The 15,000-nt window shown below is 69.0% G+C and carries 14 protein-coding genes and 1 pseudogene; 5 read left to right on the forward strand and 10 right to left on the reverse strand.

Annotated features, from left to right (window positions below; genetic code table 11):
* Positions 1-31: 31 nt before the first annotated feature.
* Positions 32-3,127 (reverse strand): M14 family metallopeptidase, encoded by a 3,096-nt coding sequence (locus G7043_RS37410; protein WP_166053414.1) that lies wholly within the window; start codon positions 3,125-3,127, stop codon positions 32-34.
* 147 nt (positions 3,128-3,274) lie between these two features.
* Here G7043_RS37410 and G7043_RS37415 point away from each other — a divergent pair, with 147 nt between their 5' ends.
* Complete coding sequence (locus G7043_RS37415) at positions 3,275-4,516, forward strand: MFS transporter (protein ID WP_166053415.1); 1,242 nt, start codon at positions 3,275-3,277, stop codon at positions 4,514-4,516.
* Positions 4,517-4,565: 49 nt separating this feature from the next.
* On the opposite strand, the gene G7043_RS48845 is transcribed toward G7043_RS37415, so the two are convergent.
* The 5 genes and pseudogenes from G7043_RS48845 to G7043_RS37435 form a co-directional block, all read right to left on the reverse strand.
* On the reverse strand, positions 4,566-4,955 hold the full coding sequence (locus G7043_RS48845) for a carbohydrate-binding protein (RefSeq protein WP_242643136.1): 390 nt from the start codon (positions 4,953-4,955) through the stop codon (positions 4,566-4,568).
* Positions 4,956-4,979: 24 nt separating this feature from the next.
* A pseudogene (locus tag G7043_RS37420) lies at positions 4,980-6,779 on the reverse strand (glycoside hydrolase family 3 protein); the annotation flags it as partial.
* A gap of 140 nt (positions 6,780-6,919) precedes the next feature.
* Positions 6,920-7,462 (reverse strand): SMI1/KNR4 family protein, encoded by a 543-nt coding sequence (locus G7043_RS37425; RefSeq protein ID WP_166053417.1) that lies wholly within the window; start codon positions 7,460-7,462, stop codon positions 6,920-6,922.
* Positions 7,463-7,483: 21 nt separating this feature from the next.
* Positions 7,484-8,746 carry an amidohydrolase family protein gene (locus tag G7043_RS37430; protein WP_166053418.1) on the reverse strand — a complete coding sequence of 421 codons (1,263 nt, stop codon included), beginning with the start codon at positions 8,744-8,746 and terminating at the stop codon, positions 7,484-7,486.
* A 47-nt stretch (positions 8,747-8,793) separates the two neighbouring features.
* Complete coding sequence (locus G7043_RS37435; protein ID WP_166053419.1) at positions 8,794-9,150, reverse strand: 5-carboxymethyl-2-hydroxymuconate Delta-isomerase; 357 nt, start codon at positions 9,148-9,150, stop codon at positions 8,794-8,796.
* Positions 9,151-9,227: 77 nt separating this feature from the next.
* Here G7043_RS37435 and G7043_RS37440 point away from each other — a divergent pair, with 77 nt between their 5' ends.
* Positions 9,228-9,854, forward strand: a complete 627-nt coding sequence (locus G7043_RS37440; protein WP_166053420.1) for a hypothetical protein — start codon at positions 9,228-9,230, stop codon at positions 9,852-9,854.
* On the opposite strand, the gene G7043_RS37445 is transcribed toward G7043_RS37440, so the two are convergent.
* Both G7043_RS37445 and G7043_RS37450 read right to left on the reverse strand, forming a co-directional pair.
* Positions 9,836-10,213 carry a DUF2231 domain-containing protein gene (locus tag G7043_RS37445; protein ID WP_166053421.1) on the reverse strand — a complete coding sequence of 126 codons (378 nt, stop codon included), beginning with the start codon at positions 10,211-10,213 and terminating at the stop codon, positions 9,836-9,838. The two genes, G7043_RS37440 and G7043_RS37445, sit on opposite strands and share 19 nt — an antisense overlap.
* A 68-nt stretch (positions 10,214-10,281) precedes the next feature.
* A complete protein-coding gene (locus G7043_RS37450) occupies positions 10,282-11,043 on the reverse strand; it encodes an SDR family oxidoreductase (RefSeq protein ID WP_166053422.1) in 762 nt (253 codons plus the stop codon).
* Between the two features lie 100 nt (positions 11,044-11,143).
* Between G7043_RS37450 and G7043_RS37455 the strand changes: the two genes are divergently transcribed.
* Complete coding sequence (locus tag G7043_RS37455) at positions 11,144-11,983, forward strand: helix-turn-helix transcriptional regulator (protein ID WP_166053423.1); 840 nt, start codon at positions 11,144-11,146, stop codon at positions 11,981-11,983.
* Here G7043_RS37455 and G7043_RS37460 read toward each other — a convergent pair.
* Together G7043_RS37460 and G7043_RS37465 are read right to left on the reverse strand one after the other, a co-directional pair.
* Positions 11,976-12,452 (reverse strand): GNAT family N-acetyltransferase, encoded by a 477-nt coding sequence (locus G7043_RS37460; protein WP_166053424.1) that lies wholly within the window; start codon positions 12,450-12,452, stop codon positions 11,976-11,978. The two genes, G7043_RS37455 and G7043_RS37460, sit on opposite strands and share 8 nt — an antisense overlap.
* Positions 12,449-13,471 (reverse strand): alpha/beta hydrolase-fold protein, encoded by a 1,023-nt coding sequence (locus G7043_RS37465; RefSeq protein WP_166053425.1) that lies wholly within the window; start codon positions 13,469-13,471, stop codon positions 12,449-12,451. Before G7043_RS37465 ends, G7043_RS37460 begins: the two co-directional genes overlap by 4 nt.
* Positions 13,472-13,525: 54 nt before the next feature.
* Here G7043_RS37465 and G7043_RS37470 point away from each other — a divergent pair, with 54 nt between their 5' ends.
* Both G7043_RS37470 and G7043_RS37475 read left to right on the forward strand, forming a co-directional pair.
* The gene (locus G7043_RS37470) at positions 13,526-14,107 is read left to right on the forward strand and encodes a TetR/AcrR family transcriptional regulator (RefSeq protein ID WP_166053426.1); all 582 of its coding nucleotides are present in this window, start codon (positions 13,526-13,528) and stop codon (positions 14,105-14,107) included.
* Positions 14,108-14,153: 46 nt separating this feature from the next.
* Positions 14,154-14,924 carry an SDR family NAD(P)-dependent oxidoreductase gene (locus G7043_RS37475; protein WP_166053427.1) on the forward strand — a complete coding sequence of 257 codons (771 nt, stop codon included), beginning with the start codon at positions 14,154-14,156 and terminating at the stop codon, positions 14,922-14,924.
* Positions 14,925-15,000: the final 76 nt, after the last annotated feature.

Genomic DNA, 15,000 nt, shown 5'->3' on the forward strand with positions numbered 1-15,000 from the left:
TGTGAACACCACGCCGCCGCCCGCCGGCTGATCAGCTGCCGAGCAGGTACTCCAGCGACCTGTCCATCACCTCGTTGCGGGTGGCCGCGTTGGAGATGCCTTCGAAGCCGAAACCGAAGTACAGGGTGTCGGCGGTCCTCACCACGGCGCCCTCGGGGAACCCGGCGGCGGTGGTGCGGATGAAGTTGTTGCTGTTCACCCCGCTGCCCGGCGGCGGACCGGTGATGGTCCAACCGTCCAAACCGGACTCGAACGACGTGGTGCCCTCACCGGTGGTGACGTCGATGTCGTCGATGAACACGCCGAGCCCCTGCGTGGCCCAGTCGCTGGCGTAGGCGATGGAGACCTCGACCTGGCTGTTCGCATAGCCGGACAGGTCGACCCTCCACTGCTGCCAGCCACCGGACGAGCCGGACGCCGCGTGCCAGTTGCCGGACGAGCCGGTCGGCGAACAGGTGCCGTCGGGGTTGATCGTCTGGTAGTGGTCGAGCTGCGGGTGCAGGTCGCGCCACCCCTCCGGGCAGCTGTCGCCGGTCGCGGTCGTCGTGTGCCCGTTGGTGTCGGGCAGCGTCGTCCAGTCGCTGCCACCGGCCGTGCGGACCTCGACGAACAGGTGGTCCCACGCGATCTCGGTGTCGTACGACGTCCAGAACGACATCTGCGCGCCACCCGCGGGAACGTTGATCGTCCTGGTCAGCCGCTTGTACGACACGTCACTGATCTGCGAGTACACGTAGTGGGTGCCGGCGTGCGGCTTGAACGGGCCACCGGGACGTTCCCACGCGGCGGTGACGTCGCTGGCGAACTGCGGGTACTCGTTCACCGGCAGCAGGCCGCTCGTCGTGATGAACGACGCGGTGTTGACCTGGTTGTCGGCGCTGTCGTTCCCGTTGAGGGACAAGCTGAGGCCGGTGAGGGGGTTCGCGACACCGGTGACCGGGAACGTGGTGCCGGTGTCCGGGTCCTGGCCGGCTCCGCTGTTGAGGACCGCGGTGCCGAACCAGTAGGTGAGGACGTCGTTCACGCTGTCGCCGGAGCCGTCCAGAGGCCGGCACCGCAGCGCCGCGTCGGGCAACGTGCTGCACTGCTTGTTCTCGAACGGGTCGTAGAGCTGGGTGCCGAGCGCGCCGGTGTACTGGTGCCCGGCGAACTGGCCGGTGTAGAGCACCTTGCCGCCCTCGTTGAGGTAGTCGCGGATCTCCAGCAGTTCTGTCTGCGCCAGGCTGGAGGCGTTGCCGATGCCCCAGCCGGGTTCACGCGTGACGACGTCGTCGCCGGTGTACCAGATAACGGCTTTGTAGTGGCTCAGCACGCCGAGCGCGTCAGGTGCCTTGCGGCCGTTGGCATCCACGTCGTACACGTCGTGCGCGACACCGTTCGCGGTGAGCGCGTCGGTGTAGTACGAGAGGTACTTCGGCGCGGTCACACCCTGGTTGGGCGACGCGCCGGTGTAGTCCTCGGCGGCCAGCACGAGCACCTCGTCGCCGGACTCGGTCTCGGCGCGGTAGGTGAACGAGCTGCTCGTCTGCCCGCCACCCTCGAACCACACCTTGACCTGGTCACCGGGGTTCGTGCCGGTCACCGTGCCCCGCACGACGTGGTAGTAGTTCGCGTTGCCGGCGCTGTACCGCTTACCGCCGGTCCACGCCGTCGTCGGCGCGCTCTGCACCGGCCCGGTGCCGATCTGCCACTTGGCGGTGACGGCGCCGAGCGACTTCTTCGCCAGCACACGGACTTCCTGCGGGTCGCCGTACGACACGTCGAAGGTGAAGTCCAACATGGACAGTGGCGTGTTCTCCGGGTCCAGCTCGGCCTGGTCGAGGTAGAAGGGCTTGACGCCGATGCCGACGGCCGACTTCGGGTTCGCCGGGTCGGGTGCGGACCTCGCGAGCGACAGCGAGAACGGCAGCGTCTTCTGGAACTCGGCCTCGACGAGCGCCGGGTCGTCCGGGAACACGAAGCCACAGCCGTCGCAGCCCTCGCTGAGCTCCGGGGTGAACGCCACGGTGCCGTTGCGGCTGTCGGCGTAGTCGGTGGTCTCGCCGTTCGTCACGTACAGCTCGTCGGAGCTGATGCCGGGGTCGAAGCCGGGGATCGCGGGATTGGCGTCGGTGCCGGCCAGCGCGACGTAGATCGGGTTGTCGGCCTCGGGCGAACCGGTCTGCCAGCCCTGCGGGTAGAGGATCCACTGGCCGGCGGAGTGCCAGTTCGACTGGAACTTCGGCTTGATCCGGTCCAGCAGCCCCTGCATGGCCTTGGTCTCGGGCTCGGAGGCCGCACTCGGCCCGCGGTAGGTCTCGCTGGCGGTCGCGGTCGACGAACCCTCGTTGTCGTAGTTGAAGTGCTCGTCGAAGTTGCGGTTCGGGTCCACGCCGTCGCCGACGGTGATCACGCCGTTGCCGTCGTTGTCGCGCAGGTTCTTGCGCCACAACCGTTCCACGTCGAACGAGTACTGGTAGCCGTCCGGGTTGGCGACGAGCACGAACCACAGCTCGGTGGCCTTGAGAAGGTTCTTGATCTCGGCGTCGCCGGCTTTGAAGCGGTTCACGTAGTGGTTGAGCAGCCTGCGGTTCACCTCGGTGCTGATCCACTCACGCGCGTGCTGCGTCGACGAGTAGAGCACCGCGGGCCGGGTGCCGTCCTTGACGCCGTTGGCTCCCTGCGTGACCTTCAGTGCGATGATCTCGCGTCCCTGCCCGGTTTTCCCGAGCACCTCGAGCTTCACGAGGTTCTGGTTGTTGCGCGCCAACGCGTACATCTGGTCGCGGATCCCGCCGGGCTCGTCGTAGGACCGCCACACCGTGAAGCCGTTCGCCGCCTGTTCGGCGGCGAGCTGCCTGGTCGTCTTGCCGTCCTTGGTCTTCTTGACCTTCGCGTCGACACCGCGCTCGGCCAGCTGCTTCTGCTGGGCGGTGTCGAGCACGAGTTCGACCTCGACCTTGTCACCGGACGTTCGGGTGCCGGCGACGTCGAAGCCTTGTCTGGACAGGTCACCCGCTTGCTGAGGCGTCACCTCGGCGACGTAGACGTCGAGCGGGTCCTGCGGCGGGGCGGCCTGGGCGGGTGCCGCGGCCGCGCCGCCGAGCACGAGGGCCAATGCGGACAGGAGAGTCGTGGACCGCTTCATTGCGTTCCTCCGGGGCGTGCGTGGTCGACGCAAGACCAGCCGACGCTACGCCGATCGGCCGTTACTTTGACGAGCCTTTCGGCCCTACTCGTTCGGCCCAACGGTGTCAGGTGGTGATCGGATGACCGCAGGCCGTACGCTCCTGGAGTGGGGAGCTCGGGGGATCTCGACGCAACTGACCGCGACTTCAGCCGCTACCTGTCGGCACGGGTGTTGTCGTTCACGGGTGCCGTGGTGTCCGCGGTGGCCCTGCCGGTCCTCGTCTACCAGCTGACCGGCTCTGCGGGGTGGACGTCGGCGGTCACGGCCGCGGAAGCGTTGCCGTACCTGGTGTTCGGGCTGCTGGCGGGCGCGCTCGCGGATCGGCTGGACCGCCGGAAGATGATGGTGGCGCTCGACTTCACCGTCGCCGCCGTGCTGCTCAGCGTGCCGTTGGCGTGGCTGGCCGGGGGAGTGAGCGCCCCGCACGTCGTGGCGGTGGCGTTCGCGACGCAGACGGCGTTCGTGTTCTTCGACGCGGCCAACTTCGGCGCCCTGCCCGCGCTGGTGGGCAAAGACCGGTTGCCCGTCGCCTATTCGACCCTCTACGGGCGCACGACCGTCGTCGAGCTCGTGGTGCCGGGTGTGACGGGACTGCTGGTGGCGGTCGTCGCCCCGGCGGCACTGCTGGCGGTGAACGCGCTGACCGCCGTGGGATCGGCGTTGTTGTTGCGCGGCATCACCAGCAGCATGGCGAACCCACGTCCCGTGCGCGGCGCCGGTGTGATCGTCGCGGACGTGCGGGAAGGACTGCACTTCCTCTGGCACGAACCGATCATCCGCACTCTCACGTTGGTCGGCGCCACGCACTCGGTCGCGCTCGGCGGCTGGATGGCCGTGCTCGTGCCGTTCGCCGACCGCGTGCTGGGCGTCGCGCCGCGCGGTGACCTGCGGCTCGCGGCCCTGTTCACCAGCTGGGGCGTCGGCGCGATCATCGCGTCCTGGCTGCTGCCGAAGCTGACCGAGCGCTGGGGCGCGGCGCGGCTGGCGCTCACCGCGTTGCCGCTGTCCGTGCTGGGAGGCCTGTTCGTGCTCGTGAGCCCGCACTGGATCGTCACGTGCGGGGCGATCGTGTATTGGGGCGCCACCAGCGCCGCCGTGATCATCACCGGCATCACCTACCGCCAGCAGGTGTGCCCGGAGGAACTCCAGTCGCGGGTCAACACCACCGGCCGGATGATCGCGTGGGGCCTCGGCAAGCCCCTCGGCGCGGCACTCGCGGGTGCGTTGTCGGTCGCCGCGGGCGATCCGCGGGCCGGGCTCCTGGCCGGTGTGGTGGTGCTGCTGGCGGGCGTCGTGATGGCGTGGGTGACACCGGTGTTGCGACGCGCGACGAGACTCAGCCGGTGACGGCCGGTCCGTTCTGGGCACCGCCGAGAACGGACCAGCCCGCAACCGGTCAGCGAGCGAACTGGAACCAGTTCACGTTCGCCAGGTCTCCGCCCGTGCCACCGGTCGCCACCAGGTACAGCCGGTGCACACCGGTCGCGCCGGAAGCCGCCGCGGTACGGCTCGTCCAGGTCTGCCACCCACCGGTGTTCGCCGCGGACACCGTCGCGACCAGGGGACCGGTCGGGCTGTCCAGCCGGTACTGCAGCGTGCCGTTGGCGGTGGAGCCGGACGCGATGCGCGTGGTCACCGAGGTCGGCGGCGTGGCACCGAAGTCGACGTCCGCGTAGGCCACGTAGTCGCCCGGCGTCAGGTAGCCGACGTTCTGGCCGCAACCCGAGTCGGTGCAGCGTTCGACCTGAGTGCCGCGCTGCTCGTCGTAGTAGGAGGCGCCGATCAGCGCGTAGGCGTTCTGCGTGGCGGGGAACTGGGCGCCGAAGCCGTAGGGGAACAGCGGTGTCTTGCCGTCACCGACGTTGATCGGCTGTTGCGAGGCGCTCTGCATCCACGTGAACGGCAGCGTGCCGGTCGGCTTGTGGTCACCGAACAGGACGTCCGCGACGCCGTTGCCCTCGGTGCCCGGCAGCCAGGCCGCCACGAGCGCGTGCCAGCCCGGCAGTTGGGCGGCGATGTCCAGCGGTCGTCCGGACACGAGCACCACCACGACCGGGACACCAGACGCGCGCAGCGTGTTCAGCGTCGCGAGGTCCTCGGCGTCCAGGCCCATGCTGCCCGGCTTGTCACCGGTGCCCTCGGCGTACGGGGTCTCGCCGATCACGGCGACAGCGGCCTGGTACGAACCGTCGATGCCCGTGCCGTTGCGCTGGTGGGTGACGGTGGTCGAGGACGACACGGCCGAGCGGATGCCTTGCAGCACAGTGGTTCCGGGTGTCACCGGACCGCTGCCGCCCTGCCAGGAGATGGTCCAGCCGCCGCTCTGGTAGCCGATGTTGTCCGCGCTTTTACCCGCTACGAACAGTTTCGACGAGGTCTTCGACAACGGCAGCACGCCGTTCTGGTTCTTCAGCAACACTTGCGACTTGCGCACGGCCTCACGCGCCAACGCGCGGTGCGCGGCGTTGCCGACCGAAGGCGTGTACGAGCGGTCGGTCAGGGGCTTCTCGAACAGCCCCAGCTCGAACTTCTTGGTCAGGATGCGGCGGTTGGCGTCGTCGAGGCGCGCCATCGGCACCCGGCCCGCCTGCACCTCGGCCTTGAGCAGCGTGATGAACGAGCGCCACTCGGTCGGCACCATGACCATGTCCAGGCCCGCGTTGATCGACTCGCGCACCTCGGCGGCGGTGAAGCCCGGCTGGCCGTCGATCTGGTCGATGGCGTTCCAGTCCGACACGACCAGCCCGCCGAAGCCCAGTTCGTTCTTCAGCACGTCGGTGATGAGGTACTTGTGGCCGTGCAACTTCGTGCCGTTCCAACTGCTGTAGGTGATCATCACCGAGCCGACACCGCGCGCGACCGCCTCGCGGAACGGCGGCAGGTGGATCGACCGCAGCTCGGCCTCGCTGAGTTGGGTGTTGCCCTGGTCGTCGCCGTCGGTCGTGCCGCCGTCGCCGATGTAGTGCTTGGCGGTCGCGAGCACCGAACCGGAGTCGGACAGCCGCGTGCCCTGCAGGCCGGTGATCAGCGTCGTCATCGACGTCGCGTTCTCCGGCGTCTCACCGAACGACTCGTAGGTGCGGCCCCAACGGTCGTTGCGCGCGACGCACAGGCACGGCGCGAAGTCCCAGTCGATCCCGGTGCCCGACACCTCTTCCGCGGTCGCGCGGCCGATCCGTTGCACGAGCGCCGGGTCACGGGTGGCACCGAGGCCGATGTTGTGCGGGAAGATCGTGGCGCCGACGACGTTGTTGTGCCCGTGCACGGCGTCCACGCCGTAGATCATGGGAATGCCCAGCGGCGTGGCGAGGGCCGCCTGCTGGAAGTTGTCGTACATGTTCGCCCACGAGGTGGCGTTGTTCGGCGACGGCGCGGAACCGCCACCGGACAGCAGCGAGCCGATCCGGAAGGTGGTCAGGTCGGCGTTGCTCACCGCGCCCCGCTCGGCCTGCGTCATCTGCCCGGCCTTCTCGTCGAGCGACATCCGGCCGAGCAGGTCAGCGACGCGCGCCGGAATCGGTTGCGCGGGGTCCTTGTAGATGGGATCGGCCGCCGCGGCGGAACCGGTGGGTACGACGGCACTGAGCAGGAGCGTGGCCGTCAGCAGCATTCTCATGAGGTGCAGGCCTCCGGAGGACGAGGTCCTGTTTTACCTTGCGGCACAACAGGTTCTGTCCAGCGTAGTCCGCACCACCAAAGTGGTGCAGACCACCGGCGAACCGGAACGAGGACCGGTTCGCCCAACAACGGTCAACGGCACCAGGACTGAACGGTCTCGGCGAAGTCCGGGAACTCCGCCCGCGCCGCCGCCAGCACCTCGGCCGGCGTGCGCGCTTCGATGCCGGAGTGCTTCTCGGCGACCGCACGCAACTCGTCGTGCGCGACCCCGCTGTCGGACCCGAACTCCACGGCCTCCTGCGGCCCGACCCCACCCGCCAGCAGCCACAGGAACTCGCCCAAGCTGGCCGCGACGACCCCGACCTCACCCTCGGACCCGAAGAACGCCACCGGCTGCGCGGTCAACGGTCCCGGCCGCACCAGCCACAACGCGGTCAGCCCGCCCGTGCCGTCCTGCCCGAACACCCGGAACGCGTCGCCATTGAGCTCCTTGTTGCCGGTCCAGGACCTGATCCAGTCGGTCGTCTCCTCGGCCGAGTCGAACTCGTCGTAGGCCTCGTAGTCGATGTTGGTCGGCGCCGGTTCCTCGGTCTTCTCGTCGTAGTCCCAGGGGAACTCGATGCCGCTGAGCGCGGCCAACGCGGCAGGGAAGACGCGGTCGTCAGTGATTTCCACGCGCGCACGGTACTTCAACGGTCAGACCGCGATGCCCGCGTCGGCCGCGATCCGGTCCCGCGACTCCAGCAGCCGGGCCTGCAGCGCGGGCAGGTCGACACCCACCAGCGCGCCGTCGCGCTTGACCACGCGACCGGCGACGAGCACGGTGTCGACCAGGCCGGGATGCCCTGCGGCCACGATCGTGCCGGCCGGGTTGGTGAACGGGAACACGCTCGGGTCGTCCTTGCGCAACAGGATGATGTCCGCGGCTTTGCCGGGTGTGAGGCTGCCCGTGTCGAGGCCACACGCCTTCGCGCCGTCGACGGTGGCGAACTCCAGGACATCGCGGGAGTTCAGGCTGCCGTCGAGCCCGCGCTGCACGACGAACGCGGTCCGCATGGTCGCGAACATGTCCCCGCCGGCCGAAGGGCAGTCGTCGATCGAGAACGTCGGCCGCAGTCCCGCGGCCAGCATCCGCCCGGTCATCGGCCAGCCGAAGCCCATCTTCAGCTCGACGTCCGGGCTGACCGACACCGAAGCGCCGGCGTCAGCGAGCATCCGCAGCTCGTCGTCGCTGATCCCGTTGGCGTGCACGACAGTCGTGGTGTCCCGCAGCAGACCGGCGGCGTGCATCTCGGCGATCGGCCGGGCCGTCCCGTCGGACACGAAGTGCACGCTGGAGCGCAACCCGAGCTCGTCCGCCAGCCGCAGGTCGGCCGCGAAAGTGTCCATTGTGGTCATCTGGTGGCCGCGCAGCCCGAACGCCATGGTGACCAGGCCGTCAGCCGGGAGTTCGGCGCGGACCCGCCGGATCTCGTGCTCGACCGAGCCGTCGGTGACCATGAATCCGGCCGCATAGCAGAAGATGGACCGTCCGGGTGCGTCTTTCAGGCCCGCGACGGCGGCGTCGGCGTGCTCGGGGCTGTCGGCGCAGTGGAACCAGTCGAGCACCGTGGTGACGCCGGAGTGCAGTGCCTCCAACCGCCCGAGCAGGTTGCCGAGGTAGACGTCCTCGGGACGGTAGTGCGGCCTGATGGTGCCGTGCATGGTGGCCATGTACTCGGGGAACGTCCAGTCCGCGCCGACGCCCCGCAACGCCGTCTGCCAGGTGTGCCGGTGGGTGTCGACGAACCCGGGCAGGACGACCTTGCCGGCGGCGTCGATCACCTCGGCGTCCGGCGCGTCGATCCGTTCGGCGACCTCGGTGATCACACCGTCGCTGATCAGCACGTCACCGCGGCCGAGATCACCGACCGCGGCGTCCATGCTGATCACGGTGCCGCCGGTCATCAGAGTCCTCATGCTTCAGGACAACACGGCGAGCCCGTCCGTGACGAGGCTTGTTCCGTTCAGAGGACGATCTTCTGGTACTGCTCGCGATCGAGGTCGTACACCTCGAGCGTCACCTGGACCGGCAGCCCCTCGACCGGCTTGAGGTGCTCCCGCGCGAGCCCGATGCTCACCCGCCCGACCTCCTGCTTGAGCTCGACCGGCCGCCCCGACAGCAGCCCGATCCGGATGTGGATCATCGCCGCCGGCGAGCCGTCGCCGATCACGCTCTCCTCGATCTGCCGCAGCCGCGTCTTGAACGCGGCGACGTCCGAGCTGGTCAGCGGGGACAGCGTCTGGTGCAGCGCGAGAGCGAAGGTCCGGCGGTCGAACGCCTCATCCAGGTCGGCGGAGTACTCGACGGTGATCTGTGGCATGAGCTCACGCTACCGACATCGTGTCCACGTCAACGCGTCAGTTGACGGTTCCGGACGTCAACGGATACGTTGACGAGATGCCGGATGAGAACGAGTCGTTGAGCGCGCTGCGGATGATGCCCTGGGCCCGGGAGTCGGTGGACCAGGCTGAACGGGTGCTGATCGAGTCCGTCATGGACAGCGGCTGGACCTGGGAACAGCTCGGCGCGGAGTACGGCGAACGCTCCAAGCAGGCCATGCAACAGCACTACAAACGCCGTGGTGGTCAACGAAGCTGGTCGAAGCGGACAGGCGCGGAACCGGTCGACGTCGAGTCGGTCCGGTACGCGATCACCCGGCTGCTGTCCAACTTCCGTGCTACCGACGAAGCGCTGACCCGCACGATGCGCGACGCGTCCTGGAACGAGAAGAAGCCGGAAGAAGAGGCAGAGCGGCGCCGGTCGTGGGTCGAGCGCCTCAACGACAGCATGGACGGGCTGCACGACTTCATCAACAACAGGCTCGGGCACGTCCCCAGGTGGGACGTGCGGCTGGTGCCCGGTGACCGCACGAAGATCCACGACGACCACGCCGAGGTGGACCGCGCACAGGTCGAGGAGTTCAGAGCCGAGACCGAGAGGGCTCTCGAACGGCTCCGGCAGCACCGCGACGAGGTCGACGCGACGATCGCCGAGCTGACACGCCGTCAGGCCGAACTGAGCTGAGAGCGGCGCTCGGTGAGCGAGGTCGCGAGCAGCCCGGCCACGCCGGCCCACCCCGCGAGCACCGCGGCCCAGGTCGGTTCCCAGCCGGTCTGCCCCAGCCGCAACGCCCAGCTGACCCCGAACAGCACGAGCACCAGGGCGATGCCGAGATCGCGTTTGCGTGAGCGCGTGGCGGGCTCGGCGAAGATGCGGTCGAGCCAGTCGGTGGCCGCCACCGCGATGCCCAGCAGCAGGCCCGCGGCGATCAGGTGCCACGCGGCGGCGGCGATCAGGTCGTTGCCGGTGATCAGATGCAGCAGATCGAGTCCGGCCGCGGTGGCGAGCAGGGCGAGCGGCAGGGCGACGAGACGGCGCGGCATGGTGTTCCTTCCCCCGGATGCTGGGGAACAGAGATACCCGCCGCGGCCGTGTTCTCACACCTCTGATTTCACTTGCCGTGCGGGTCGGTGGCGTTGAGCGCCGCGACGACCTGGTCGTAGTCGCCGCGGGCCTCGCCGTAGCGCAGGAACTTCACCCGCTCGACCTGGATCTCCCGCGCGTCGGGCTGGGTCTCGATGATGTCCATGACCTCGGCGACGTACTCGTCGAGAGGCATGGCGTGCTCGTTGTCGGCCTGGCCGGGCATCAGGTCCGTCTGCACCCACGGCGGTTCCAGCTCCACGACGCGCACGGACGTGTCGGCCAGCTGCAGGCGGAGCGTCTCGCTGAGCATGTGGATGGCGGCTTTGGACGCGTTGTAGCTCGGCGTCACCTTCAACGGCGCGAAGGCGAGACCGGACGAGACGGTCATGATCGTGGCGTCCGGGCGGGTCTGGAAGTGCTCGACGAACGCGGCGATCAGGCGCATCGGGCCCAGGACGTTGGTCGTGATGATGCTCTCCGCCGACTCGAGGAACACCGGGCTGTGCCAGTCCTCCGCGCGCATGATGCCCGCCATGGTGATCAGCACGTTCAGCTGCGGGAAACGGGCGATGACGTCCTTGGCCGCGGTCTGGACGCTGTCGGCGTCGGCCGTGTCGATGCGGACGGTCCCGACACCGGGGTGTTCGGCGGCGATCTTCTCGAGCAGTTCGGTGCGCCGGCCGCCGACGATCACGGTGTTGCCGCGCTCGCTCAGGGCGAGGGCGAGCGCCAGGCCGATGCCGCTGGTGGCGCCGGGGATGAAGACGGTGTTTCCGGTGATGTCCATGCACCGACCTTCGGGCAAGTCCGAAGAGCGCGGCAGAGACCCGTTGTCGGGGGATCGGCGATCCCTGGTCAACGATCTGATGGCCTCCATACTGGGCTTCATGGATCGTGTGGAACTCGCGGCCTTCCTGCGTCGCCGCCGCGAGGAACTGCGGCCTGGGGACGTCGGGCTACCGGTCGGGGCGCGCCGGCGGGCACCTGGGTTGCGGCGCGAGGAGGTCGCGGCGCTGGCCGCGATGTCCACCGACTACTACACGCGGCTGGAACAGCAACGGGGGCCGCAGCCCAGCGAGCAGATGCTGGCCTCGCTGGCCCGCGCGCTGCGGCTCAGCGACGACGAACGCGACTACCTGTTCCGCGTCGCCGGGCGCAACGCCCCGTCGCGCCAGGTCGGTGGCACGCACGTGGCGCCCGCGTTGCAACGAGTGCTGGACCGGCTCGACGACACGCCCGCGCTGATCCTGTCGAACCTCGGCGAGGTGTTGCTGCAGAACAGGTTCGCCGAGGCCCTCTACGGCGACAGCTCGCACTTCACCGGCCTCGCCCGCAGCGGGATCTACCGCTGGTTCACCGACCCGGACGAGCGGCTGATCTACCCCGAGCACGACCGCGACCGGCAGAGCCGCGCGCAGGTGGCGAACCTGCGCGCCGCCCATGCCGCGATGGGCCCGAAGTCACGCGCCGGCGAGCTCGTTCGCGTGCTGCAGAAGGAAAGCAGCGAGTTCGCCGAAATCTGGGACCGGCACGAGGTCGCGAACCGGTTCGAAGACCACAAGGTGCTGGTGCACCCACAACTCGGCGAGATCGAGGTGGACTGTCAGGCGTTGTTCACCGAGGACCAGTCGCAGGCGCTGCTGGTGCTCACCGCGCCACCGCGCACCGAGGCGTTCGAGAAGCTGCAACTGCTCGGCGTGCTGGGCACCGAGAAGTTCGTCACCTGAGGACCAGGATCGTCTCCTCGATCTCCGCTTTCCGGGCTGCCGCATGGGAAACCTCGGTGCCCACGACCTCGAAGCCGGCCTTGGTCAGCACCTTCAGCGAGCCCGCGTTGTCCGAGGCGGCGCGGGCGTGCAACGGCCGGGTGGACACGAGTTCCAGCAACAACGCCACCGCTCGCCCGGCCACACCCTGACCCCAGACCGCGCGGTCGATCCAGTACGTGATCTCGGTGTCGCCCTCCATCACGAAGCAGGCGATCGTGCCCACGACCCGGCCGTCGCCCAGGACGACCTGGTTGATGGTCTCCGGATTGGCCCGCACGCGGCGCATGTGCGCGTCGAACGCCTCGCGGTCGTCCGGGTCCTCCGCCGTGAACGCGGCCATCCACACCGACTCCGGATCACGCATGAACTCGAACACCGTGTCGAGGTCACCGTCTTCCAGACCTCTCAGCGTCACTTCAGTTGTCAACGAGCCAGCCTCTCCGCGAGCCAGGTCAACGAGAGCGGGTAACGGTAGTCGATGCCACCGTGACCCGCGTCGAAAAGTTCGAAATGTGTTCTCTCGTCCGGAAGTCCGGCCTCGGCGATCTTCGCCCGGAACGCCTCCGCGCCGAGGTCCAGGTAGAACTCGTCGCTCTTGCCGGCGTCGATCCACACCGCCCGCAGTGAACGGACCGCCTCCGCGTGAGCGGGCACCATCCGCACCGGGTCCCAGTCGAGCCAGCGCTGCCACACCGCCGGCCGCACCACCCCGGTCACCGGGTCGAACGGCAGCTCCGGAGTGCCGTCCTCGGCCGCGGAGAAGCACGCCGCGACACCAAGAGTGCCGAGCAGCGTCATGTCCTCCGGCTTGGTGAACGACGGCCGGCTCCGGAAATCCGCCCACCACTTCTGGATGTCGTGGTCGTACGCGCGCAAGCCGCGCACCGCCTTGCCGAAGTCCGCGAGGTAGCAGAACTCGTAGAGCGAATCGCCCGCATGGGTGGCCAGTGCGCCGAACAGGTCCGGACGCAGCATCGGCGTGATCATCGCCCCGAACCCGCCCGACGACTTGCCCGCGATCGCCCGCGACTCGCGGTCGGGGATCGTGCGGTAGTGCTCGTCCACCCACGGCACGATCTCGTCGCACAAGTACGAGTGATAGCGGCCGGTGCCGGGGGAGTCGACGAACTGCGAGCCGCCGTACGACGTCCACGCGTCGACGAACACCACGACACACCCCGGCGCGCCCTCGGCGAAGACCGCGTCCGCCGTCTCGATGAACGGCTGGCGGAACGGCATCCGGTTGGCCCACATGGACACGTGGCCGGTGTAGCCCTGGATGACGTACACAGCCGGATATCGCTCGGTACCGGAGTCGTAGCCCGGCGGCACGTACACCCACAACGGGCGCTCGTGCGGATCACCGAGCGGGTTGCCGCGCAGCAGTTCGGAGACGACGGTGTGCCGGTCGAGCCGGCCGGCCAGTGGGCCCTCCCAAGGAAGCATGGGGCCAGTCAACCACGGTGGACCAGCCGGTCCAGAAAACCTAAAATCGAGCACATGGCGATCACGGCGAAGGGGCGCGCGACCAGGCAGCGCATCATCGAGGGCGCGGCGGCCTACCTGCGCAGCGACGACCCCGCGGGCGTGACGCTGGACGACATCCGCGCGATCACCGGCACCAGCAAGAGCCAGATCTTCCACTACTTCCCCGACGGCAAGGAGGAGCTCTTCCTCGCTGTCGCGCGCTACGAGGCCGGCCGCGTGCTCGACGACCAGCAGCCACACCTCGGCGCGCTGACGTCGTGGGCGGCCTGGGACCGGTGGCGGGACGCGGTGGTCGCCCGTTATCGCACCCAGGGCCGGAACTGTCCGCTGGGCGCGTTGATGAGCCAGGTGGGCAGCACGGCGGGCGCGAACGAGGTGGTCAGTGCCCTGCTCAGCCGGTGGCAGTTCCACGTGCAGGAGGGCATCGCCGAGATGCAGGACGCGGGGCTGGTGCGTGCGAGCGTCGACGCCGACCGGGTCGCGGCCGCGTTCATCGCGGGCATCCAAGGTGGTGTCCAGGTGCTCCGCTCGACCGGCAGCGTCGCTCACCTGGAGGCGGCGCTGGACACCCTCATCGACCACCTCAAGGGCTGAACTTCTGGACTTGCCGGTCCAAAATAAGGTGCCTAACTTCGAGGACATGGCACAACGTCTGCAGGGCAGGACCGCCCTCGTCACCGGTTCCACCAGCAACATCGGCCGCTCGATCGCGGTCGCGCTCGCCAGGGAGGGCGCGCACGTGGTCGTCTCCGGGCGCGACGCCGCCAGGGGTGCGGCCGTCGTCGACCAGATTCGTGAAGACGGCGGTCGGGCCGACTTCGTCCGAGCCGATCTCGACGGCACCGCCGCTGCCGGCAAAGCTTTCGCTGCAACGGCCGCAGAAGTGTTGGGAGGCCGTGTCGACGTCCTCGTGAACAACGCCGGCATCTACCCGGCGTCGACCACCCCGACGACCGACGAGGAGACCTTCGACCGCGTCTACGGCGTCAACGTGAAGGCGCCGTTCTTCCTGACCCAAGCCCTCGTCCCCGGGATGATCGGCGCCGGTGGTGGCGTGATCATCAACCTCGGCTCGTGGATCGCCCGGCTCGGCGTGCCGGTCTCGTCCCTCTACAGCTCCACCAAGGGCGCGATGGAGACGCTCACACGCGCGTGGGCGGCGGAGTTCGGGCCACAGGGTGTCCGGGTGAACGCCATCTCGCCCGGTGTCGTCGTCTCGCCGGACTGGGACACCACGACCGACCACCCCGGCGAGGTGATGATGCGCGGCACCCCGGCCGGACGGTCCGGGCATCCCGACGCGATCGCCGCCGCGGCCGTCTACCTGGCCTCGGACGAGTCCGCGTTCGTGCACGGCACCGTGCTCGACGTGGACGGCGGCCGCACCGGAGTGGCGGTGGTCGCAGTGTGACCTGGGTCACCAATTCGCCCGGTTTCTGTGACCTGAGGTGAGACTGCCCGGTCTCCCATGACGTGCGGAAGTCGTC

Origin of the sequence: Lentzea alba (assembly GCF_011067745.1) — a bacterium.
In the GTDB taxonomy this organism is placed as follows: domain Bacteria; phylum Actinomycetota; class Actinomycetes; order Mycobacteriales; family Pseudonocardiaceae; genus Lentzea; species Lentzea alba.

Bases quoted from the DNA above. Each gene is read 5' to 3' on its own strand.
- G7043_RS37450 (WP_166053422.1), bottom strand. From the start codon at position 11,043: ATGGACATCACCGGAAACACCGTCTTCATCCCCGGCGCCACCAGCGGC.
- G7043_RS37435 (WP_166053419.1), bottom strand. From the start codon at position 9,150: ATGCCACAGATCACCGTCGAGTACTCCGCCGACCTGGATGAGGCGTTC.
- G7043_RS37455 (WP_166053423.1), top strand. From the start codon at position 11,144: ATGGATCGTGTGGAACTCGCGGCCTTCCTGCGTCGCCGCCGCGAGGAA.
- G7043_RS37445 (WP_166053421.1), bottom strand. From the start codon at position 10,213: ATGCCGCGCCGTCTCGTCGCCCTGCCGCTCGCCCTGCTCGCCACCGCG.
- G7043_RS37410 (WP_166053414.1), bottom strand. From the start codon at position 3,127: ATGAAGCGGTCCACGACTCTCCTGTCCGCATTGGCCCTCGTGCTCGGC.
- G7043_RS37430 (WP_166053418.1), bottom strand. From the start codon at position 8,746: ATGAGGACTCTGATGACCGGCGGCACCGTGATCAGCATGGACGCCGCG.
- G7043_RS37475 (WP_166053427.1), top strand. From the start codon at position 14,154: ATGGCACAACGTCTGCAGGGCAGGACCGCCCTCGTCACCGGTTCCACC.
- G7043_RS37470 (WP_166053426.1), top strand. From the start codon at position 13,526: ATGGCGATCACGGCGAAGGGGCGCGCGACCAGGCAGCGCATCATCGAG.
- G7043_RS37440 (WP_166053420.1), top strand. From the start codon at position 9,228: ATGCCGGATGAGAACGAGTCGTTGAGCGCGCTGCGGATGATGCCCTGG.
- G7043_RS37465 (WP_166053425.1), bottom strand. From the start codon at position 13,471: ATGCTTCCTTGGGAGGGCCCACTGGCCGGCCGGCTCGACCGGCACACC.